The following is a 21,016-nucleotide window of genomic DNA, read 5'->3' as shown; positions in this document are numbered from 1 at the left end:
GTTGAACCCCACACACCTTAAAGCCACCCATCTGTCCGGGCCGGTGCTGGTGATCGGCACCGGCCTGCTCGGCGCCAGCATCGGCCTGGGACTGCGTGCCCACGGTATCGAGGTGCTGCTCTCCGATCTTTCGCCCTCCGCCCAGGCCGTCGCCCAGGACATCGGCGCCGGCCGCGTGCTCGAACCCGGACAGCCGGCTGCGCCGCAGCTCGTCGTCGTCGCTTCCCCTCCGGACGTCACCGCCCGCATAGTGTCGCGGGCCCTGCGCGACTACCCGTCCGCGGTCGTCATTGATATTGCCAGCGTTAAGGCGTCGGTCCTGGCCGAGCTGCAGGCAGATCCCGAGCTGGGCCCGGAGGAGATGGCCCGCTACGTCGGAACCCACCCGATGGCCGGCCGCGAGAAGTCCGGCCCGGTCGCGGCGCGCGGCGAGCTGTTCACGTCCATGCCCTGGGTGCTGTGCCCGCACGATTCGACCAGCGCCGAGGCGTTGAAGACCGCGCAGGCCCTCGCCATCGACCTCGGCGCCGTCGTGTCGCGAATGTCGGTCGAGGAACATGACCAGAGCGTGGCCCTGATTTCCCACCTCCCGCAGGTGATGTCCTCGCTGCTGGCCAGCCGGCTGCAGGACACGGAGCCGCATGCGCTGGCGCTGGCCGGCCAGGGGCTGCGCGACGTGACCCGGATTGCCGCGAGCGACCCGGCGCTGTGGGTCCAGATCCTCGGGGCCAACGCTCCGCGGCTGGTCAAGATCCTGTACGGTGTCCGCGAGGACCTGAACCGGCTGATCGGCACGCTGGAGGAGCCGGAGGCACCCGGGGCGCGGCTGGACCTGGCTCAGCTGATGAGCGAAGGCAACGCCGGCCAGGCCCGGATTCCGGGCAAGCACGGCGCCCCGCCGCAGTCCTTCGCCTGGCTGACCGTGCTCGTGGACGACCGGCCGGGCCAGATCGCCCGGCTGCTGACGGAAATCGGCGAGGTTGGCATCAACCTTGAGGACCTCCGCCTCGACCACTCGTCCGGACAGGACGTGGGCATGGTGGAAATCTCGGTGCTGCCCAGCAGGCGCCAGGAACTGATCGACTACTTGGATTCGCACGGATGGAAGGTGCTGCAATGACCCCGGCTGCCACTGAGGCCGCAACTGACATGAAGACGTACCGGCTGGGCAAGCCGCTGGTGGTGGCCATCGACGGTCCCTCCGGTTCGGGAAAGTCGAGCGTCAGCCGCGAAACCGCCCGTCGCCTGCACGCCGCATACCTCGATACCGGCGCAATGTACCGGGCGGTGACTTGGTACTGCCTCAAGACCGGCGTCGCGCTGCAGGAGGCGGCAGAGGTGGAAAAGGCCGCCCGCGAGGTGGACCTGCGGATCAGCACCCACCCGGACCATGAGCAGGTTACGGTCAGCGGAACCGATGTCACCCAAGCCATCCGCGAGCCGGAGATCTCCGGGGCTGTCAGCGCCGTCGCCACCACGCTGGGCGCCCGCGCCGAGCTGATCCGGCGGCAGCAGCAGATCATCGCGGACTCGGGCCGGCGGATCGTGGCAGAGGGCCGCGATATCACCACCGTGGTCGCCCCGGACGCAGAGGTCCGCATCCTGCTGACCGCGAGCGAGGAGGCCAGGCTCCGCCGCCGCGGGCTCCAGCTCGGCGGCACCCAGTCCGAGCAGGAGCTGCACAACCAGGTGATTGCCCGCGACGCGAAGGACTCCACCGTGGTGAACTTCAGCGAAGCGGCCGACGGTGTCTTCACCGTCGATTCCTCCGAACTGGATTTCGAAGAGACCATCGACGCCGTTCTCGAAGTCGTCCGCCGCGCGGCGCACTGACGCATTCCTTAGCGCCGGCCCGCCCCTCGGGCGGTACGCGCGACACCGCTGCGTGTTTGAATGGACACGCCAGCATACCTCCCATGCTTGACGAAGGATATTGACCATGAGTGCCACACCCACCGGCAACGGGCCCCGCGACGAGGGTTACCCCGACGGCGACTACGAGCCTGCCGGCGAGGACAGTATCGCGGAGCGCCTGGAACAGCTCGACGACGACGAGGCGGACCTGCGCGCGGAGTCGCTCCGGGCCGGCCTGGCGGACTATGAGCTCGACGAGGAGGACGCCGCTCTGCTGGCAGGCCTGGACCTGGAGCCCGAGCAGCAGGCCCCGCCCAAACCCGATCCGGTGCTGGCGATTGTGGGACGTCCGAACGTCGGCAAGTCCACTCTGGTCAACCGCATCCTCGGCCGCCGCGAGGCCGTCGTCGAGGACACCCCGGGCGTAACCCGCGACCGGGTGTCCTATTCGGCGCACTGGAATGGCCGGAACTTCACCCTCGTGGACACCGGCGGGTGGGAGCACGACGCCAGGGGCATCCATGCCAGGGTCGCCGAGCAGGCCGAGATCGCCGCGGACATGTCGGACGCCGTGCTGCTGGTGGTCGACGCGAACGTCGGTGCCACGGCCACGGACGAGGCCGTCGTGCGCATGCTGCGGCGCAAGAAGAAGCCGGTCATCCTCGTCGCCAACAAGGTGGATGACATGGCGCAGGAGGCGGAGGCCGCGGCGCTCTGGAGCCTCGGCTTCGGCCAGCCCTACCCCGTCTCGGCCCTGCACGGACGCGGCACCGCGGACATGCTGGATGCCGTCATGGACGTGCTGCCCGAATTCTCCGCCCACGGGGGCGTCACCCGGACGGGCGGGCCGCGCAGGGTCGCGCTGATCGGCCGCCCCAACGTCGGCAAGTCTTCCCTGCTGAACAAGCTGGCCGGCAGCGAACGCGTCGTCGTGGACTCGCTGGCGGGCACGACCCGGGACCCGGTCGACGAGATGATCGAACTGGGCGGCCGGATGTGGCGGTTCGTTGATACCGCCGGCATCCGCCGCCGCGTCCACATGCAGCACGGAGCGGACTTCTACGCCTCGCTGCGGACCCAGTCCGCACTCGAGCGGGCCGAGGTGGCTGTGGTCCTGCTGGCCGTGGACGAAGTCCTCAGCGAACAGGACGTGCGCATTTTGCAGACGGCCATTGATTCGGGCCGCGCCCTGGTGCTGGCCTTCAATAAGTGGGATCTGCTCGATGACGACCGGCGCCGCTATCTGGAGCGTGAGATCGAGCAGGACCTCGCGCACGTGGACTGGGCACCCCGGGTGAACCTGTCCGCCCGTACCGGCTGGCACAAGGACCGCCTCGTGCCGGCGCTGGACCGCGCGCTCGAATCCTGGGACCGCCGTATTCCCACGGGGCGGCTCAACGCCTTCCTGGGGGAGCTCGTGGCGGCGCATCCGCACCCGCTGCGCGGCGGCAAGCAGCCACGAATCCTCTTCGGCACCCAGGCCTCGACCCGGCCGCCGAAGTTCGTGCTGTTCACCACAGGATTCCTCGATCCCGGTTACCGCCGCTTTATTACTCGCCGGCTGCGCGAAACCTTCGGCTTCGAGGGAACACCCATCGAGGTGAGCATGCGCGTGCGCGAAAAGCGGGCGCGCAAACGCTGACCCGGACACGCGCCAGCGGTGGTGGTCAGACCTTCGCCAAAAATGCTGTACAGTATTTGAGGTGGTTCCGCCGGGAAGGTCCGGAAGGAACAACGGGTTGTGGCGCAGCTTGGTAGCGCACTTGACTGGGGGTCAAGGGGTCGCAGGTTCAAATCCTGTCAACCCGACACTGGGAAAGTCCCGGCCGCTCTTCGGAGCGGCCGGGACTTTCCGCATTCCGGGCCGGCGGGATTCAGGCCTCCCGGATTCCATGCCGGCGGGGGAGTCCGGACGGAGTCCGGGCCCGGCATATCGGAAGCGGCAAAGCGACGTGTGGACGGTGAACGTCTGTGCCTATACTTTCAGCGGTGGCCCCGGCCGCCGGCACCACGGCTGTCATCCGATCCACGCGAGAAAGGCCCGACTCATGAGCAACGTTCCCGCAGAACTGCACTACACCGCCGAGCACGAATGGATCGCCAAGGCCGGTGCCGAGGGCGTCGTCCGCATCGGCATTACGGATTTTGCCCAGGACGCGCTCGGCGACGTCGTCTTCGTTCAGGTGCCGGAGGCCGGTACCAAAATCACGGCCAACGACGTGATCGGCGAGGTCGAGTCGACGAAGAGCGTGAGCGACATCTATGCCCCGGTGTCGGGCGAAATCGTCGCCGCCAACGACGCGCTGGAGTCGGATCCCGCGCTGATCAATTCGGATCCGTACGGCGACGGTTGGCTGCTGGAAGTCCGCCTCGAGGACGCCTCGGCCGTCGAATCGCTGCTCAGTGCTTCGGAGTACGAACAGCAGGTAGGCTAGACCTACCGGAATGGGATTTTGAACGAGCAACCGGCGGCAGGCCGGTTGCTGCAACAGTGCATGGGAGGACGTTTCTTCATGGTGGGCGACGAGCGCAACGCAGCAGGTTCCGGACAGGCCGGTGGCCCCCGGGAACCTGCGGCCGAGACCACTTCCATCGGACTGCCGCCCGCAGCCACGACTTTCCAGCCCCAGCCCCGGCTCACCGTCGAGGAGCAGGCCGCGGTTGACGCGCTGCCGGCCGGGTCGGCTTTGCTGATTGCGCACAGCGGGCCGAACCACGGCGCGCGCTTCCTGCTGGACCAGGACGTGACCTCCGCGGGCCGGCATCCGGACGCGGACATCTTCCTTGACGACGTGACCGTTTCCCGCAAGCATGTCGAGTTCCGGCGCACCGGAACCGGCTTCACGCTGGTGGACGCCGGAAGCCTGAACGGCACCTACGTCAACAACGACCGGGTCGACAGCCTCGCCCTGCGTTCGGGGAACGAAGTCCAGATCGGCAAGTTCCGGCTGACCTACTACGCCAGCGAAGCAGCGCCGAAGGGCCAGGCTTAGGCAGTGCCCGCATCGCAGCCAGCACGGCGCGGTCTCGGCTCCGGACGGGACACGTTCCGCAGGACAGTCCTCAACATCGGGGAAGTCCTGCAGGAACTGAGCAATGACTTCCCGGGGATCAGCGCATCCAAGATCAGGTTCCTCGAGGAGAAGGGGCTGATCAGCCCGCAGCGGACCCCCGCGGGCTACCGCAAGTACTCGGCCCAGGACGTCGAGCGCCTGCGCTTCGTGCTGGCCCTCCAGCGGGACCAGTACCTCCCGCTGAAGGTCATCAAGGACTACGTGGACGCGATAGACCGCGGCGAGCGGCCCGAGGCCCTGCCCGGCGGCATGTCGCTGTCCCCCCGGATGGTCTCCGACGGACTGGCCGAGGAACTCACCGGGCGTGCCCGCTCCTTCACGCTTCCGCAGCTGCAGGAGGCTGCCGGCGTCTCCGAGGAACTGATCGGCGAGCTGCTGAGCTTCGGACTGATCCAGGAGACCGACTCCCGCTACGACGAGAACGCGCTGAAGGTCGTCAAGGCGTGCGCGAAGCTCGGGACGCACGGCATTGAGCCCCGCCACCTGCGTCCGTTCCGATCAGCGGCTGACCGCGAAATGGGTCTGGTCGAACGGGCCGTCGCGCCGCTGTCATCCCGAAAGGACGTAGCGTCGAAAGCGCGGGCGGCCGAAGCTGCCAAGGAAATCAGCGACCTCTGCCTGAACCTGCACAGCGCCCTCGTCCACGGGCATATTGCCCGAATGGATCGCTGATCGGAGGAACCATGCTCGAAGTCGAGGTAGTCGGAGTCCGCATCGAACTGCCCTCCAACCAGCCCTTGGTCCTGCTGAAGGAGAAGGCCGGAGAACGGCACATCCCCATTTGGATCGGTGCCCCGGAGGCCAGCGCGATCGCCTTTGCCCAGCAGGGAATCAAGCCGCCGCGGCCCATGACGCACGACCTGCTGTGCAGCGTGGTCACCGAGCTCGGCCGCACCATCACGGAAGTACGGCTGGTGACTGTGCAGGACACCGTCTTCTATGCGGAACTCGTGTTCGACGGCGGCACTACGGTCAGTTCCCGGGCGTCGGACGCGCTGGCCGTGGCACTGCGCGTGCCCTGCCCGATCTTCTGTGCCGAGGAAGTAATGGAGGAGGCCGGGGTGCAGATCGCCGAGGCTGCCGAGGATGACGACGCCGCGGCGCCGGAGGAAAACGCGGAAAACCAGATGCGCGAGTTCAGGGAGTTCCTGGCCGACGTAGAGCCCGAAGACTTCGAGAAGTAGGGAAACGGCCCGGCGTTCAACGGCCGGACCTGAGGCCTAAAACGCAGCTCCGGGCCGTGTTCGCCGAGGTCAGGGACATCCGACACGCCGAACTTGAAAAGGCCAGCATCTTTGACCGCCGGCGCCCGTGGTTCTAACGTCGAAGAATACAGTTCCCATTGCACCGGCGGGCGGCACGGGGCAGACTTAGATCTGACCCCTGAGTTGCCGGCGGCGCCGACTTCCCACTAGGGAACTTTCGACAAGGAGGGTTCACGTGAGTCCTAAAGGTGATGCGGGCGAGTCCCGTGCGGTGAAACCGGGTGCCGGCCTACCCGCAAGCGCCCAGGGTTTGCTGTTCACCGAGGATCTGCCGGTGCTGGACGAAGACGCCGGCTACCGTGGCCCGACGGCCTGCAAAGCGGCAGGCATTACCTACCGCCAGCTGGACTACTGGGCCCGGACCGGCCTGGTGGAACCCGCCGTACGCGGCGCCTCCGGCTCCGGATCCCAGCGCCTCTACAGTTTCCGGGACATCCTGGTCCTGAAGGTCGTCAAGCGGCTGCTTGACACCGGCGTTTCCCTGCAGCAGATCCGCACCGCCGTGGACCACCTGCGCGAGCGCGGCGTCGAAGACCTCGCCCAGATCACGCTCATGAGCGACGGCGCGAGCGTGTATGAATGCACCTCCGCCGACGAGGTGATCGATCTCGTCCAGGGCGGACAGGGCGTTTTCGGAATCGCCGTCGGCCGGGTCTGGCGCGAAGTCGAAGGCAGCCTGGCCCAGCTGCCCAGCGAGCACGTCGGAGACCAGCCGGAGTTCCCCGACGACGAGCTCAGCCGCCGCCGGGCCGCGCGCAAAATCAGCTGACTAGACCGCCGGCCACTGCCGGCATTCCACCACAAAGGGCACCCCGCGGGGTGCCCTTTCTTTGTGCCGGATTCGGCACGGCCGCAGCTAGCTCCGCGGCCTCTAGCGGCGGAGGACACGGTTGCGGAGCCCGCCCGAATCCGTGAGGTTCTTGAGCAACTCGTCGAAGAGGCCGGCGGCCTGGCGGGCCGACTCGCCCGGCCAATGATGGATGGGGTGCGCCGCGCCCTGGATCTGCTGCCAGTTGGCCTGTTCGGAAATGGTGGGGGAGAGCAGCAGGTCCGCGAACATGGTTTTCATTTCCGCGAGCCGGTAGGCATGCTCGTTGGATCCTGTGCGCACCCGATTTGCGACGACGCCCGCCGTCGTCAGGTCCGGGGCGAATTCCTCCCGGAAGAGGTCGAGCGCGCGCATTGTCCGTTCCGTGCCCGCAACGGAGAACAGGCTCGGCTCCGCGACCAGCAGGACATGGGTGCTCGCGGACCAGGCCATGCGGGTCAGGCCGTTCAGCGAGGGCGGGCAGTCAATCAGGACGAGGGAGTAGCCCTCCACCCGGGAGAGGACGGTCGCCAGGCGCCGCAGGTCGCGGCGGCTAAGGTCCGGGCGGTCATAGATCCCGGTGTAGGCCGAACCGACGGCAACGTCGAGGACCTTTCGCCCGACGTTGTGTCCGCCGTTGGAGGCAGCGGTCGCGACCCACCCGCTGGATATCACGTTCGCGCCAAGATCCGCGCGCCGCACGTTCTTGAGCAGCCGGCCGATGTCCGTCTGCCGGCTCGGCCGGACGCCCAGGCCCGTCGTCGCATCGGCGTGGGGGTCAAGGTCGACGACGAGCGTGGGGATCCCTGCCGCCAATGCCGCCGAGGCCAGGCCCAGTGTCACTGAAGTCTTGCCGACGCCGCCCTTGAGACTGCTGATGCTCACTACTTGCACGTGTAAAACCAAAACCTAACATGTCGAGTCATGACGGCTGCGTGTTGCTTGACGGAAACACTGACCCTGACCTGCGGGCGCGATTGTTCCCCCACCATCATATGGTGCCGCCCGGCCATAGCCTGATTCGGCCCCGCTGCCACCGGCGGCCGACCGCCCGTGGCAGCGGCCGGCGTCGTTCCCTATGGCCCTTCATTACGCCCTCCATGTGGGAAAATGGTGACCTGCACTACACCGGCTTGCTATTGCCTCGACAGTTACTTGAGACTTGCACCACAACCCCCGACTAACCGCGATGACGCAGGAGCGCTATGTTCTCGAAAATCCTGGTGGCCAACCGTGGCGAGATTGCCATCCGTGCCTTCCGTGCCGCCTACGAACTCGGTGCCAAGACGGTGGCCGTCTTTGCCCATGAGGACCGCAACTCTATCCATCGCCAGAAGGCCGATGAGGCGTACCTGATTGGCGAGGAGGGGCATCCCGTCCGCGCCTACCTCGACGTCAACGAAATCATCCGCGTGGCCAAGGAGTCCGGCTGCGATGCGATCTATCCCGGCTACGGCTTCCTCTCCGAAAACCCGGATCTGGCCCGCGCAGCCGCGGGCGCGGGGATCGCGTTCGTCGGTCCGCCGGCGGACGTGCTGGAGCTGGCCGGGCACAAGGTGCGCGCACTCGACGCGGCCAAGGCCGCCGGAATCCCGACGCTGAAGTCGTCGGCACCGAGTTCCGACCAGGAGAAGCTGATCGCCGAGGCCGATGAGATCGGCTTCCCCATCTTCGTCAAGGCCGTCGCCGGCGGCGGCGGGCGCGGGATGCGCCGCGTCGACACCCGCGAAGCGCTGCCGGAGGCACTGGCCGCGGCGATGCGCGAAGCTGACACCGCCTTCGGTGACCCGACCGTCTTCCTCGAGCAGGCCGTGCTGCGTCCGCGGCACATCGAAGTGCAGATCCTGGCGGACCAGCAGGGCCACGTAATGCACCTGTTCGAACGCGACTGTTCGCTGCAGCGCCGGCACCAGAAGGTCATTGAGATCGCGCCGGCGCCGAACCTGGACGACAACATCCGCCAGGCGCTCTACCGGGACGCGGTGAAATTCGCCGAGGCGCTGGGGTACGCCAATGCCGGAACCGTGGAGTTCCTCGTGGACACCATCGGAGAGCGGGCCGGCGAACACGTGTTCATCGAAATGAACCCGCGGATCCAGGTGGAGCACACCGTCACCGAGGAAATCACGGACGTGGACCTTGTCCAGGCGCAGCTGCGCATCGCCGCGGGGGAGTCGCTGGCCGATCTCGGGCTGAGCCAGGACAACGTCGCCATCAAGGGCGCCGCCCTGCAGTCGCGCATCACGACGGAAGATCCGAGCAACGGGTTCCGCCCCGATGTCGGCAAGATCACCGCCTACCGGTCGGCCGGCGGCGCGGGGGTCCGGCTGGACGGCGGCACGGTGTATGCGGGCGCCGAGATCAGCCCGCACTTCGACTCGATGCTGGTGAAGCTGACCTGCCGCGGGCGGGACTATGCCACCGCCGTCGCACGGGCCCGCCGCGCGCTGGCCGAATTCCGGATCCGCGGCGTCTCCACGAACATCCCGTTCCTGCAGGCCGTGCTGGACGATCCGGAATTCGTCGCCGGCAACGTGGCCACGTCGTTCATCGACGAACGGCCCGAACTGCTCAAGGCCAGGGTCTCCGCGGACCGCGGCACGAAGCTGCTGACCTGGCTCGCCGACGTCACCGTCAACCAGCCCAACGGGCCGCTGGCCGCCGCAACCGCTCCGGCCGACAAACTGCCCCAGTCCGCCCGCGAGGCCCTCGAATCCACCGGCGTGCTGAAGGCGGTCCCCTCGCGCGGCAGCCGGCAGCTGCTGCAGGAACTCGGACCGGAAAAGTTCGCCCGGGCCCTGCGCGAACAGACGGCCGTGGCCGTTACGGATACGACGTTCCGGGACGCGCACCAGTCGCTGCTGGCGACCCGCGTCCGCACCCGGGACCTGGTCACCGCGGGCCCGGCGATCTCTACGCTGACCCCGGAACTGCTCTCCGTGGAGGCCTGGGGCGGGGCCACCTACGACGTGGCGCTGCGCTTCCTGGGCGAGGATCCGTGGGAGCGGCTGGCCGCGCTGCGCAAGGCCATCCCGAACATCTGCCTGCAGATGCTCCTCCGCGGCCGCAACACCGTGGGCTACACCCCGTACCCGGAGGAGGTCACCGAGGCTTTCGTCAAGGAAGCGGCGGCCACCGGCATCGACATCTTCCGGATCTTCGACGCGCTCAACGATGTCTCGCAGATGGAGCCGGCCATCCGGGCCGTACGCGAGACCGGCACCGCCGTGGCCGAGGTGGCACTCTGCTACACCGGCAACCTGCTCGATCCGAACGAGAAGCTGTACACGCTCGACTACTATCTCGAGCTGGCCCAGCGGATCGTAGACGCGGGCGCACACATCCTCGCCATCAAGGACATGGCCGGCCTGCTGCGCCCGGCGGCCGCGGCCAAGCTGGTGGCCGCGCTGCGCGAACGCTTCGACCTGCCGGTCCACCTGCACACGCATGACACGGCCGGCGGCCAGCTCGCAACGCTGCTCGCCGCCGTCGACGCCGGCGTGGACGCCGTCGACGTGGCCAGCGCAGCGATGGCGGGCACGACCAGCCAGCCGTCGTCCTCGGCCCTCGTGGCGGCACTGGCGAACACCGAACGGGACACCGGAATCAGCCTCGAAGCGGTCGGCTCCCTCGAGCCGTACTGGGAAGCCGTGCGGCGGGTCTACGCGCCGTTCGAATCGGGCCTGCCCGGCCCCACGGGCCGCGTCTACCGGCACGAAATCCCCGGTGGCCAGCTGTCCAACCTGCGCCAGCAGGCGATTGCCCTGGGTCTCGGCGAAAAGTTCGAGGCCATCGAGGACATGTACACTGCGGCGGACCGCATCCTCGGCCATCTGGTCAAGGTGACGCCTTCCTCGAAGGTGGTCGGCGACCTGGCCCTGCAGCTCGTGGGCGCGAACGTGTCGCCGGCGGACTTCGCAGAGAACCCGCAGAACTACGACATCCCGGACTCGGTCATCGGATTCCTCTCCGGCGAGCTCGGCGATCCGCCCGGAGGCTGGCCGGAGCCGTTCCGCACCAAGGCCCTGCAGGGCCGGAAGGTGAAGGTCCGCGACGTCGAACTGAGCGCTGAAGATTCGGCCGCGCTCCAGGCCGACTCCACGACCCGGCGCAGCACGCTGAACCGGCTGCTGTTCGCCGGGCCCACAAAGGAGTTCCAGCATGTCCGGGAGACCTACGGCGACGTATCGGTGCTGGACACCCGGGATTACCTTTACGGCCTGCAGCGCGGATCCGAACACATCATCGAGCTGGACAAGGGCGTGAAGCTGATCGCCATGCTCGGCGCCATCTCGGAGCCCGACGAGCGCGGCATGCGCACGGTGCACTGCACACTCAACGGCCAGCAGCGCAACGTTTCGGTGCGTGACCGCAGCGTGGAGTCGTCGGTCAAGGTCGCCGAGAAGGCCGATCCTGCCGTGGCGGGCCAGGTTGCCGCACCGTTCGCCGGCGCCGTCACGCTCGTCGCCAAGACCGGCGACAGTGTCAAGGCCGGCGACACCGTAGCCACGATCGAAGCGATGAAGATGGAAGCCGGCATCACCAGCCCGGTGTCCGGCACCGTCAAGCGGCTGGCGTTCTCTGGCGTCGAGCAGGTGCAGGGCGGTGATCTGCTGCTGGTCATCGAGTAGGGCTAAACTGCATGGCTGTGACCTACTATGATCTGGCCATCATCGGCTCCGGCTCCGGCAACTCGCTCATCACCCCCTTCTGGGACAACCGGAAGGTCGCCATCATCGACGGCGGCACTTTCGGCGGTACCTGCCTCAACGTCGGGTGCATCCCGACCAAGATGTATGCCTACCCGGCCCAGCTGGCTTCCGCTGCCAAGGAAGCCGCTGGGCTGGGCGTGGACCTGACGCTGGGGAAGGTGCACTGGCGGGACATCCGGGACCGGATCTTCGGGCGGATCGACGCGATTTCCGATGGCGGGCGGCGCTACCGGGACGAGGAGCTGGACAACGTCACGCTCTATCCCGAGCACGTGCGGTTCACCGGGCCGAAGACGCTTGTCACGGACAGCGGCGAGACCATCGAGGCCGGACAGATCGTCATTGCCGCCGGTTCCCGGGCGGTGCTGCCCGACGTCCCGGGGATCGACCTGACGCAGGTGCACACTTCGGACACCGTGATGCGGCTTCCGGAGCTGCCGGGCCGGGTGCTGATCGTCGGCGGCGGCTTCGTGGCGGCCGAATTCGCGGCCGTGTTCGCCTCCTTCGGCTCGCAGGTCATCCAGATCAACCGCTCGGCGCCGCTGCTGAAGTCGGCGGATGCCCTGGTCTCCGAACGCTTCACGGCGGCCGCCGCCTCCCGCTGGGACGTGCGGCTGGGCTGGACGCTGGCGGCCGTCCACGAAGACGGCGCCAGGGTCAAGGCAGTCATCAAGGGCGCGGAGGGCGGCCAGGAGACAATCGAGGCGGACATCATCCTCGTGGCGACGGGCCGGGTGCCGAACTCGGACACCCTTGACGTCCAGGCCGCCGGCTACGACCTGGAACCAGACGGCAGGATTGCGGTCGATGCGTGCCAGCGCGTGCTGCGCCAGGGGGAGCCCGCGGACGGTGTGTTCGCGCTCGGCGACGTGAGCAACCCGTATCAGCTCAAGCACGTTGCCAACCATGAGGCGCGGGTCGTCACGCATAACCTGGAGCGCCCGGAGGACCTCCGCAGCAGCGACCATCGGTTCGTCCCCTCGGCCGTATTCACGCAGCCGCAGATCGCCCGCGTGGGCCTGACGGAAGCCGAGGCGCGGCAGGAAGCCGAGCTGAAGGGGTACGACGTCGTCACGACGGTCCAGGAGTACGGCACCACGGCTTACGGCTGGGCGATGGAGGACAGCACGGGCTTCGTCAAGCTCGTTGCCGACAGGCGCAGCGGCCAGCTGCTCGGAGCCCACATCATGGGCCACGAAGCGTCGCTGCTCATCCAGCCGCTGATCCAGGCGCTGTCCTTCGGCCTGGACGTGGCCTCCATGGCCCGGGGGCAGTACTGGATCCACCCGGCACTGGCCGAAGTCGTCGAGAATGCTTTGCTGTCCCTCGGCATCGACGCCCGGCCTGACCTGGCCTAGCCGGACCGGGTGCGGCGGGACCGGACAGGGCCGGTCCCGCCCGCAGCGTAGCGCCGTCCGCTAGCGGCGGGAAGCCGCGGGCGCGTAGATGTCCTCGACGATCTCCGCATAGTCCTTCATGACCTGGGCGCGCTTGATCTTCATGGACGGGGTCAGGTGGCCCGAGGCCTCGGTGAAGTCCTCGGCGATGACACGGAACTCCTTGATCGCCTCGGCCTGCGAGACGCTCCGGTTGGCCTCGTCGATCACGGCCTGGATCGCCTCGCGCACCTTTTCGTGCCCCGCTGCCTCCGCGGCGCTCGTGCCTGCGGGAAGCCCGTGCCTTTCCAGCCAGCCAGGCAGGGCCTCCTCGTCCAACGTGACCAGTGCGGAGATGAAGGGGCGCTGGTCGCCAAGCACCACGCACTGGGACACCAGGGCGTCCGCTCGGATCTGGTCTTCCAGCAGGGCCGGGATGACATTCTTGCCGCCCGCCGTGACGATGATTTCCTTCTTGCGGCCGGTGATCTTCAGGAAGCCGTCGTCGTCAAGCTCCCCGATGTCCCCGGTACGGAACCAACCGTCGTCGAAAGCCTCCCCCGTGAGGTCCGGGCGGTTGTAGTAGCCGCGCATGACGCACACACCTTTGGCGAGGACTTCGCCGTCGTCGGCAATGCGCACCGCATTGCCGGGCAGCGGTGCGCCCACGGTGCCGATCTTGATCAGCTGCGGGGTGTTGACCGACACGGGGGCGGTGGTCTCGGTGAGCCCGTAGCCTTCCAGCACCAGCAGGCCGACGCCGTGGAAGAAATGCCCCAGCCGCTCGCCCAGGGGACCGCCGCCGGAGACCGCGTGCTCGACCCGGCCGCCCATTGCCTCCCGGATCTTGTGGAAGACGAGTTTGTCGAAGAGCTTGTGCTTCAGCGCCAGCAGCAGCGGCACCTTGCCCGCGGCCTCGGCACGGGACCATGCGACGGCCGTCTCCGCCGCGGCGTGGAAGATTTTGCCCCTGCCGGCATCCTCGGCCTTGAGCATGGAGCTGTTATAGACCTTTTCGAAGACCCGCGGGACCGCCAGGATGAAGGTCGGCCTGTAGCTCTGCAGGTCGGGCAGCAGGTTCTTGACGTCCGGGGTATGGGCCACGGTCGCCCCGCAGGCGACGCAGAGCACCTCGATGAATCTCGCGAAGACGTGGGCGAGCGGCAGGAACATGATGGTCCGGGCCCCCTCGTGGGCGACGTCCGGAAGGGCCGCCGCCGCGTTCTCCGCCAGTTCCGCGAAGTTCCCGTGGGTCAGTTCGCAGCCCTTGGGCCGGCCGGTGGTGCCGGAGGTATAGATAATGGTCGCGAGGTCCTCGAGGGAGGCGGCCTGGCGCCGCTCCTGGATGACGCCGTTATCGATGCCGGCACCGCCCTGGCGGAGGGCGTCGAGGCCGTCGAGCTGCCAGACATGGGCGACGTGGCCGAGGCCTTCGTTCCTGGCCGCCTGCCGGACGATGTTCTCGTGGCGGTCGGTCTCGACGAAGACGCCGATGGCTCCGGAATCACCGAGGATCCAGGCGACTTGGCTCGGCGAGGACGTCTCGTAGATCGGCACCGAGACGCAGCCCGCGAACCAAATGGCAAAGTCCACCAGGGACCACTCATAACGGGTTCTGGCCATGATGCCGATGCGGTCTCCCGGAGCGGCGCCGGCCGCGACCATGCCCTTGGCAAGGGCCGTGACGTCGGCGAGGAATTCGGTGGCGCGGACGTCCTGCCAGCCGCCGGACCCGTCAGGGCGTGAGAACAGCGTTGGATCCGAGGCCTTCGCCGCCTGCTTGACGACGAGGTCGGTGATGTTGGACTGCCTGGGCACATTGACCATGGCAGGAACGCTGTATTCGCGCACGACGGCTCCTTAGGTATCGGGCACTTACCCCCACTGAGTTCCACCTAAGCCTATAACCTAAATCACAGCGGCATACTCGCTGGTAACCTACGAAACGATAACGGCTGGCGCAGCCCGCCGGCCGGGCGGACGCCGGAGATGGACGGCCGGGTGGGCCGGACGCCGTCAGACCCGGGCGCCGTCGTCACCATGGTCGCGGTCGCCCGGAAGCCGGGACACCAGGTAGCTGGCCCCGGCGATGAACAGGACGACCAGCCCGGCGATGACCGCAAAGGGTGCGCTGCGCCAGAACATCGCCATCAGCAGCAGCGCGAGCGGAGCGCCCGCGGCTCCGCACCAAGCCAGCACCACCAACGGATCGCCCGTGCCCAAAGGCGCTGGTTCCGGCGGAACGAACCCCTCGTCGTCGTCCGCTGGTTCGCTGTAGTCGCGTGGCCCCGCGGGGGTGCCGGTGCCGGACTGCGTTTCCCCGGCAGCCGGCGGCTGCGGATCAGCGGCAGGAGACTGCGGGTCCGGGGCAGACTCGGCGGACTCGAGCCGGGCGACGAGGTCCTGCCAGACTGCATCGTCCTGGGACGGTTCACGGTCAGACATGCGCGTGCTTCCTGCCGGCTACCGAGGCGATGAACGCGTCCGAGCGCTCGAAGATGAGGTCGGCATCGTGGTCCATCGTTGCCACGTGGTAGCTGTTGCCCAGTTCGACGACCTCCACCTCGGCGGAGCCGATCCGGCGGCGCAGCAGCTCCGTGCTGGACTGCGGCACCACGTGGTCGACCGCGGAGCGGAAGACGAGCGCGGGTGCCGTCACGCGGGGCAGCGCGCTGGCCGTGTCGGCGAAGAGCAGCCCCAACTGGTGTACGGCGGCCGTCGGCGTGCGGGCGTAGGCCTGTTCGTCCATCCCCGGTTTGCGGATGTCGTTCGCTATGGAGGGGGTCGACCTGACGATGTAGCGCAGCACGCCGGCGAAGCGGGCGGCCGGGTTGGCGAACGTCAGGCCGGGATTGACGGCAATGACACCGGCGACGGGGCGGCTGGCGGCCAGCCGGAGAGCGAGGGCGCCGCCCATGGACAGCCCGGCGGCGAAGACGGCGGTGCGTTCGCGGGCGAGTTCGTCATAAGCCCGTTCGACGGCGTCGTACCACTGCCGCCACGGAGTGCGGGCCAGCTCCTGCCAGGTCGTGCCATGGCCGGGCAACAGAGGCAGGCGCACCGCATATCCCTGCGCGGACAGGTACTCGGCCCAGTCCTGCAGGCTTCGCGGCGAACCCGTGAAGCCGTGGCTGAGGACGATGCCAATGCGCGAATTCGGGCCGTGGCCGCAGCTGCTGAACGGACGGACTGGCTCCATCATGGTCATGACTCTATCGTGACACCCGCGGCGCGTTCTTCCCATGCCGGGCAGCTCGCCGCTGGCACTTGGTGTGCCTGCCGGGCACGCTCTCTAGAGTAAAGTCACTCAAGGTAGATGAGGTGACCGACCGCAGCTGGCCGGCGCGGGCGTTCGACGGGAAGGGCTCACGTGTTCTATTGGGTGATGAAGACCATCTTCGTCGGACCGGTGGTGCGGCTGCTTTTCCGCCCCTGGATCAAAGGACTCGACAATCTGCCTGACGGGCCCGCCATCCTGGCCAGCAACCACCTTTCCTTCTCGGATTCGATCTTCCTCCCGGTCGCGGTGCCGCGTCCCGTGGTGTTCCTGGCCAAGTCCGAATACTTCACGGGCAAGGGGCTCAAGGGGCGTCTGACGGCAGCCTTCTTCCGCATGACCAACCAGCTGCCGATGGACCGTTCCGGCGGCGCCGCCTCGGCCTCCTCGCTGTCCGGCGGGGTGGACGTGCTGAACGAAGGCGGGCTGCTGGGGATCTACCCCGAAGGCACGCGCAGCCCGGACGGCCGGCTGTACCGTGGCAAGACCGGCGTGGCCAAGCTGGTCCTCTCGACCGGCGTGCCCGTGGTTCCGGTAGCCATGATCGGCACGGACAAGGTCCAGCCCATCGGGCGGCGCATTCCCAATATCCGCCGGGTCGGCACGATCATCGGCAAGCCGCTCGATTTCAGCCGCTACAAGGACCTCGAGAACGACCGCTTCATCCAGCGCTCCGTCACGGACGAGATCATGTACGAAATCATGCGCCTGTCCGGACAGGAATACGTGGACACCTACGCCAGCTCCGTCAAGGCGCGGCTGGCCGCCCGGAAGTCGGGCAAAGGCGGAGCGGACGCACGGGCAGCCGCCGCCGTCGGACTTCCCGAAACAGGCGCGGGCGGCACGCCCGGTGCCAAGGCGCCGGGGACGGTCACCATTGTCGGCAAGCCGGCCGGTGCCGCCGGGTCCTCCGATCTCCCGCCTGCCGCAGCGTCGTCAGCCGCGCCGGGCGGGGAACTTCCGGGCGGGCCGCGCCCCGCGGCGGCGCCCCAGGAAGCTCCAAGCGGCGAAGCTCCGGCTGAGGGCGGCCCGTCATCTGCCGGACCTGCCGCCTAGCCGGAGCACCGTTAGCCTGAACCTCCGCGGGTATGTGACAGCTTCGGTGTTCAGCGTTACGCCGGGCCGCCGAACCCACGCCGGAACCGGACTAGCATGGATACGTGACTGAACTGCCTGTAGCCCACCCGATTGCCAGCCCGCAGCCCGGAGCCGCGGAATATCCCGGCCTTGACGCGTGGCGCGATTTGCCCGTTGTCCAGCAGCCGACGTGGGCCGATAGCGAGGTCCACCGTGCCGCGGTCTCCGAGCTGTCGAGCCTGCCGCCGCTGGTCTTCGCCGGCGAAGTCGATCTCCTGCGCCAGCGCCTGGCCGATGCCGCCGAGGGCAAGGCATTCCTGCTGCAGGGCGGTGACTGCGCTGAGACCTTCGAAGGCGCCACGGCTGACAAAATCAGTGCCCGCGTCCGCACCATCCTGCAGATGGCTGTCGTCCTGACGTACGGCGCGTCCCTGCCGGTCATCAAGATGGGCCGCATGGCCGGGCAGTTCGCCAAGCCCCGTTCGTCCAATGACGAGACCCGCGAGGGCGTGACCCTGCCGGCCTACCGCGGGGACATGGTGAACGGCTACGAGTTCACGCCGGAGTCCCGCGCACACAACGCCAACCGCATGGTGCAGGCGTACCACACCTCCGCATCGACCCTGAACCTGATCCGCGCCTTCACCCAGGGCGGCTTCGCGGACCTGCGGCTGGTCCACCACTGGAACAAGGGCTTCACGGCCAACCCGGCCCACTCCCGCTACGAATCGCTGGCCCGCGAGATCGACCGCGCGGTCAAGTTCATGGACGCCTGCGGGGCGGACTTCGATGCCCTCAAGCGGGTTGAATTCTTTGCGAGCCACGAGGCGCTGGTGCTCGACTACGAGCGCGCCCTGACCCGCATCGATTCACGCACCGGCCTTCCCTACGGCACGTCGGGCCACTTCCTCTGGATCGGCGAGAGGACCCGGCAGCTCGATGGCGCCCATGTGGACTTCCTGTCCCGGGTCCGCAATCCCATCGGCGTGAAGCTCGGCCCCACGAGTACCGCCGACGACGCACTGCGGCTCATCGACAAGCTGGATCCGCAGCGTGAGCCCGGCCGCCTGACCTTCATCACGCGGATGGGCGCGGGCAACATCCGCGAAAAGCTCCCGGCACTGGTGGAGAAGGTCACGGCCAGCGGCGCCAAGGTGCTCTGGGTGACCGATCCGATGCACGGCAACACGGTGACCTCGCCGAACGGCTACAAGACCCGCAATTTCGACGACGTGATCGACGAGGTCCGCGGATTCTTCGAGGTGCACCATTCCCTGGGTACCTTCCCGGGCGGCCTGCATGTCGAGATGACGGGCGACGACGTCGCGGAATGCCTCGGCGGGGCCGACCCGGTAGACCAGCACGCGTTCCTCGAGCGCTACGAGTCGGTCTGCGATCCGCGGCTGAACCACATGCAGTCGCTGGAAATGGCCTTCCTGGTCGCAGGCGCGCTCGGCAAGCGTTCCTGAGGCTCCCCGGGAGGCTCGGCTACACCACGGTCAGCGTGACGACCGAGCCTTCCGGAGCTTCCTTTCCAGCCGGATCCTGCGCCCGGACGGTGCCGAAGAATCCACCGAGGATCTTGTTGACCTCGACCTTGAACCCCAGGTCTTCGAGAGCCTGGCGGGCATCGTCGACCTGTTCGCCGACGAAGTCCGGCACCTCGACCATCCGGGGCCCCTTGGAGAGGGTCAGCGTGACGGTATCGCCGCGGACCACGCTGCCCTCGGCGGGGCTCTGCGCAGCGACGTCTCCCTCGGGCACATCCCGGTCGAACACCGCCTCCGGGGCGATCTCGGCCTCCAGCCCCGCCTCCTGAAGGGCGGCCACGGCTTCTTCCTGGCCCAGCCCGACGACCTGCGGGACGTCGAAAGGCCGCGGTCCCCTGGACAGCGTCACGTCCACCGGCGTCCCGCGGCGCAGTTGTTCCCCGGCGGCTGGATCCTGCACCAGTACCTGGCCGGCGGGGATCTCCTCGTCATACGCCTCTTTGCGCTCGCCCAGCGCCAGGTTTACGCCCTCCAGCTGGCGTTGCGCCTCTTGGACCGTCAGCCCCTCGAGGGCCGGAACGTCGAACAGTTCAGGTCCCTTGGAAACAATGAGCGTCAGCGTTTCGAATCGCCGGATCTGTTCCCCTGCGGGAGGTGCGGTGCCGATGGCGACGCCCTCTTCGATTTGCTCGTGGAAAGACTCCTCGAGCCGGTAGTGCAGGCCCTGGCCGTCCAGCAGCGACTGCGCCTCGCCGGCCGGTTTGCCGGACACCGCGGGAATGTCGACGGCGGCTCCGGGCCCGAGTCCGAAGAACCATCCCGCGCCAGCAGCCAGGATGGCCAGCAGCGCGAGCACGATGATCCACAGCAGGCCTCGGCGCCCCGGGTTCGGCCGCAGGGAGTGTTCCGGCCGGCGCGCCTGGCGGGCCAGGTCCCGCTGCTGCGCGCGCACCTGCCGTTTCGTGGGAGCGGCGGGCGCGGCGGCCGGCTCGGGTGGCCGGGTGAGGGCCTGGGTGTGCTGGTACGACGGCGATATCACGGTCGTGCGGTTCTGGTCCCTGCCGAGCACTTCCGTCGGGTTCGGCGCGGGTACGGCCTCCGTCAGGGCAGGAGCGGCGGGAGGAGCCGGCTCGCTATGGCCGTCGAGGTCCGCGTCGCTCAACGTTGTGCGCACGTGCCGCAGCTCGCCGAGCAGGGCGTTGGCGTCGATCGGCCGCTGTTCCGGGTCGTGGGCGGTGCACCACAGCACCAGCTCGTCCAAGTCCGCCGCGAGCCCGGGCACCAGGGAAGACGGTGCGGGGACGGAGGAGTTGACGTGCTGGAACGCGACATGGATGGGGACATCGCCGCTGAACGGCTGCCTGCCGGTCAGCATTTCGAACAGCATGATGCCGACCGAGTAGACGTCGCTGCGCGCGTCGGCGGGGGAGCCGGTGACCAGTTCGGGGGAAAGATAGGCAACGGTGCCGATCAGTGTGCCCGTATTCGAGGTGGTTGACGCCGCTTTGGCCAGGCCGAAGTCGCCGATCTTGATCCGGCCGTCGGAGGACATCAGCACGTTCTCCGGCTTGACGTCGCGGTGGACCAGGCCGGCGCTGTGGGCGGCGGCGAGACCCTCCACCACCGGATCCAGCAGGGCCAACGCCAGCCGGGGCTTCAGGGCCCCCTTCTCCCGGAGGACGTCCCGCAGGGTGTGGCCGGGCACGTATTCCATCGCCAGGTAGGCGACGTTGCCGTCGAATCCCTGGTCCTGGACGCCGACGACGTGGGGATGCGAGAGCCGCGCGGCCGACTTGGCTTCCCGGACAAAGCGTTCCAGGAAGCTTGGATCCTCGGCCAGATGCGGGTACATGATCTTCAGCGCGACTTCCCGGTCGAGCCGCATATCCGTCGCCAGGTAGACCGTCGACATGCCCCCGCGGGCCAGGCGTGACTGGATCAGGTAGCGCCCGTCAACCGTGGCGCCGACCATCGCGTCCGTGACATGTTCCTGATCCCGAACATGATGCGCAAGCTCATGGACAACGGGGTCTTCAATGACCCTGTGTTCCAGAAGAACCTGAAAGCGCTGCACACCGGAGCC

16 protein-coding genes, 1 tRNA gene and 1 pseudogene are annotated in these 21,016 nt (G+C 68.0%); 13 read left to right on the top strand and 5 right to left on the bottom strand.

Annotation, left to right across the window (positions count from 1 at the left end; translation table 11 throughout):
• The first annotated feature begins 1 nt into the window (after position 1).
• From WFH44_RS20930 to WFH44_RS20890, 9 genes are all read left to right on the top strand, one after another.
• Entirely contained in the window at positions 2 to 1,120 is a 1,119-nt protein-coding gene (locus WFH44_RS20930; RefSeq protein ID WP_336716513.1) for a prephenate dehydrogenase, read from the top strand.
• Positions 1,117 to 1,833 (top strand): (d)CMP kinase, encoded by a 717-nt coding sequence (gene cmk, locus WFH44_RS20925; RefSeq protein WP_264796784.1) that lies wholly within the window; start codon positions 1,117 to 1,119, stop codon positions 1,831 to 1,833. Before WFH44_RS20930 ends, cmk begins: the two co-directional genes overlap by 4 nt.
• A gap of 106 nt (positions 1,834 to 1,939) precedes the next feature.
• Complete coding sequence (gene der, locus WFH44_RS20920; protein WP_336716511.1) at positions 1,940 to 3,496, top strand: ribosome biogenesis GTPase Der; 1,557 nt, start codon at positions 1,940 to 1,942, stop codon at positions 3,494 to 3,496.
• A 93-nt stretch (positions 3,497 to 3,589) separates the two neighbouring features.
• Positions 3,590 to 3,663: transfer RNA gene (locus WFH44_RS20915), tRNA-Pro, on the top strand.
• A 239-nt stretch (positions 3,664 to 3,902) separates the two neighbouring features.
• A complete protein-coding gene (gene gcvH, locus WFH44_RS20910; protein ID WP_262104212.1) occupies positions 3,903 to 4,289 on the top strand; it encodes a glycine cleavage system protein GcvH in 387 nt (128 codons plus the stop codon).
• Between the two features lie 78 nt (positions 4,290 to 4,367).
• Entirely contained in the window at positions 4,368 to 4,847 is a 480-nt protein-coding gene (locus WFH44_RS20905; protein WP_336716551.1) for an FHA domain-containing protein, read from the top strand.
• 3 nt (positions 4,848 to 4,850) lie between these two features.
• Positions 4,851 to 5,600, top strand: a complete 750-nt coding sequence (gene ftsR, locus WFH44_RS20900; RefSeq protein WP_442892946.1) for a transcriptional regulator FtsR — start codon at positions 4,851 to 4,853, stop codon at positions 5,598 to 5,600.
• Positions 5,601 to 5,611: 11 nt separating this feature from the next.
• Positions 5,612 to 6,112, top strand: a complete 501-nt coding sequence (locus tag WFH44_RS20895) for a bifunctional nuclease family protein (RefSeq protein WP_336716509.1) — start codon at positions 5,612 to 5,614, stop codon at positions 6,110 to 6,112.
• Positions 6,113 to 6,368: 256 nt separating this feature from the next.
• Complete coding sequence (locus WFH44_RS20890; RefSeq protein WP_275116383.1) at positions 6,369 to 6,962, top strand: MerR family transcriptional regulator; 594 nt, start codon at positions 6,369 to 6,371, stop codon at positions 6,960 to 6,962.
• Positions 6,963 to 7,064: 102 nt separating this feature from the next.
• Here WFH44_RS20890 and WFH44_RS20885 read toward each other — a convergent pair whose 3' ends face one another.
• Positions 7,065 to 7,895: a ParA family protein gene (locus WFH44_RS20885; RefSeq protein ID WP_336716506.1), complete on the bottom strand. Its 831-nt coding sequence runs from the start codon at positions 7,893 to 7,895 to the stop codon at positions 7,065 to 7,067.
• Between the two features lie 311 nt (positions 7,896 to 8,206).
• Between WFH44_RS20885 and WFH44_RS20880 the strand changes: the two genes are divergently transcribed.
• Positions 8,207 to 11,632: a pyruvate carboxylase gene (locus WFH44_RS20880; RefSeq protein WP_336716504.1), complete on the top strand. Its 3,426-nt coding sequence runs from the start codon at positions 8,207 to 8,209 to the stop codon at positions 11,630 to 11,632.
• 17 nt (positions 11,633 to 11,649) lie between these two features.
• The gene (locus WFH44_RS20875) at positions 11,650 to 13,071 is read left to right on the top strand and encodes a mycothione reductase (RefSeq protein ID WP_336716502.1); all 1,422 of its coding nucleotides are present in this window, start codon (positions 11,650 to 11,652) and stop codon (positions 13,069 to 13,071) included.
• A 60-nt stretch (positions 13,072 to 13,131) separates the two neighbouring features.
• On the opposite strand, the gene WFH44_RS20870 is transcribed toward WFH44_RS20875, so the two are convergent.
• From WFH44_RS20870 to WFH44_RS20860, 3 genes are all read right to left on the bottom strand, one after another.
• On the bottom strand, positions 13,132 to 14,940 hold the full coding sequence (locus WFH44_RS20870) for an AMP-dependent synthetase/ligase (RefSeq protein ID WP_336716500.1): 1,809 nt from the start codon (positions 14,938 to 14,940) through the stop codon (positions 13,132 to 13,134).
• Between the two features lie 165 nt (positions 14,941 to 15,105).
• Complete coding sequence (locus WFH44_RS20865; RefSeq protein ID WP_336716498.1) at positions 15,106 to 15,534, bottom strand: hypothetical protein; 429 nt, start codon at positions 15,532 to 15,534, stop codon at positions 15,106 to 15,108.
• Positions 15,527 to 16,297, bottom strand: a complete 771-nt coding sequence (locus WFH44_RS20860) for an alpha/beta hydrolase (RefSeq protein WP_336716496.1) — start codon at positions 16,295 to 16,297, stop codon at positions 15,527 to 15,529. The genes WFH44_RS20865 and WFH44_RS20860 overlap by 8 nt, the downstream gene beginning before the upstream one ends.
• A 162-nt stretch (positions 16,298 to 16,459) precedes the next feature.
• Between WFH44_RS20860 and WFH44_RS20855 the strand changes: the two are divergent.
• Both WFH44_RS20855 and WFH44_RS20850 read left to right on the top strand, forming a co-directional pair.
• Positions 16,460 to 17,137 (top strand): annotated as a pseudogene (locus WFH44_RS20855) (lysophospholipid acyltransferase family protein); the annotation flags it as partial.
• Between the two features lie 389 nt (positions 17,138 to 17,526).
• Positions 17,527 to 18,912, top strand: a complete 1,386-nt coding sequence (locus tag WFH44_RS20850; RefSeq protein ID WP_336716493.1) for a class II 3-deoxy-7-phosphoheptulonate synthase — start codon at positions 17,527 to 17,529, stop codon at positions 18,910 to 18,912.
• Between the two features lie 19 nt (positions 18,913 to 18,931).
• On the opposite strand, the gene pknB is transcribed toward WFH44_RS20850, so the two are convergent.
• Positions 18,932 to 20,905, bottom strand: a complete 1,974-nt coding sequence (gene pknB / locus WFH44_RS20845) for a Stk1 family PASTA domain-containing Ser/Thr kinase (protein WP_336716491.1) — start codon at positions 20,903 to 20,905, stop codon at positions 18,932 to 18,934.
• Between the last annotated feature and the right edge of the window lie 111 nt (positions 20,906 to 21,016).

The organism is Arthrobacter sp. USHLN218 (assembly GCF_037144715.1).
GTDB lineage: Bacteria > Actinomycetota > Actinomycetes > Actinomycetales > Micrococcaceae > Crystallibacter.
This window is presented reverse-complemented; position numbering and strand designations above follow the sequence as displayed.

Coding starts and splice junctions, on each gene's coding strand:
- cmk (WP_264796784.1), top strand. CDS start 1,117: ATGACCCCGGCTGCCACTGAGGCCGCAACTGACATGAAGACGTACCGG.
- der (WP_336716511.1), top strand. CDS start 1,940: ATGAGTGCCACACCCACCGGCAACGGGCCCCGCGACGAGGGTTACCCC.
- gcvH (WP_262104212.1), top strand. CDS start 3,903: ATGAGCAACGTTCCCGCAGAACTGCACTACACCGCCGAGCACGAATGG.
- WFH44_RS20905 (WP_336716551.1), top strand. CDS start 4,368: ATGGTGGGCGACGAGCGCAACGCAGCAGGTTCCGGACAGGCCGGTGGC.
- WFH44_RS20895 (WP_336716509.1), top strand. CDS start 5,612: ATGCTCGAAGTCGAGGTAGTCGGAGTCCGCATCGAACTGCCCTCCAAC.
- WFH44_RS20880 (WP_336716504.1), top strand. CDS start 8,207: ATGTTCTCGAAAATCCTGGTGGCCAACCGTGGCGAGATTGCCATCCGT.
- WFH44_RS20865 (WP_336716498.1), bottom strand. CDS start 15,534: ATGTCTGACCGTGAACCGTCCCAGGACGATGCAGTCTGGCAGGACCTC.
- WFH44_RS20860 (WP_336716496.1), bottom strand. CDS start 16,297: ATGACCATGATGGAGCCAGTCCGTCCGTTCAGCAGCTGCGGCCACGGC.
- pknB (WP_336716491.1), bottom strand. CDS start 20,905: ATGGTCGGCGCCACGGTTGACGGGCGCTACCTGATCCAGTCACGCCTG.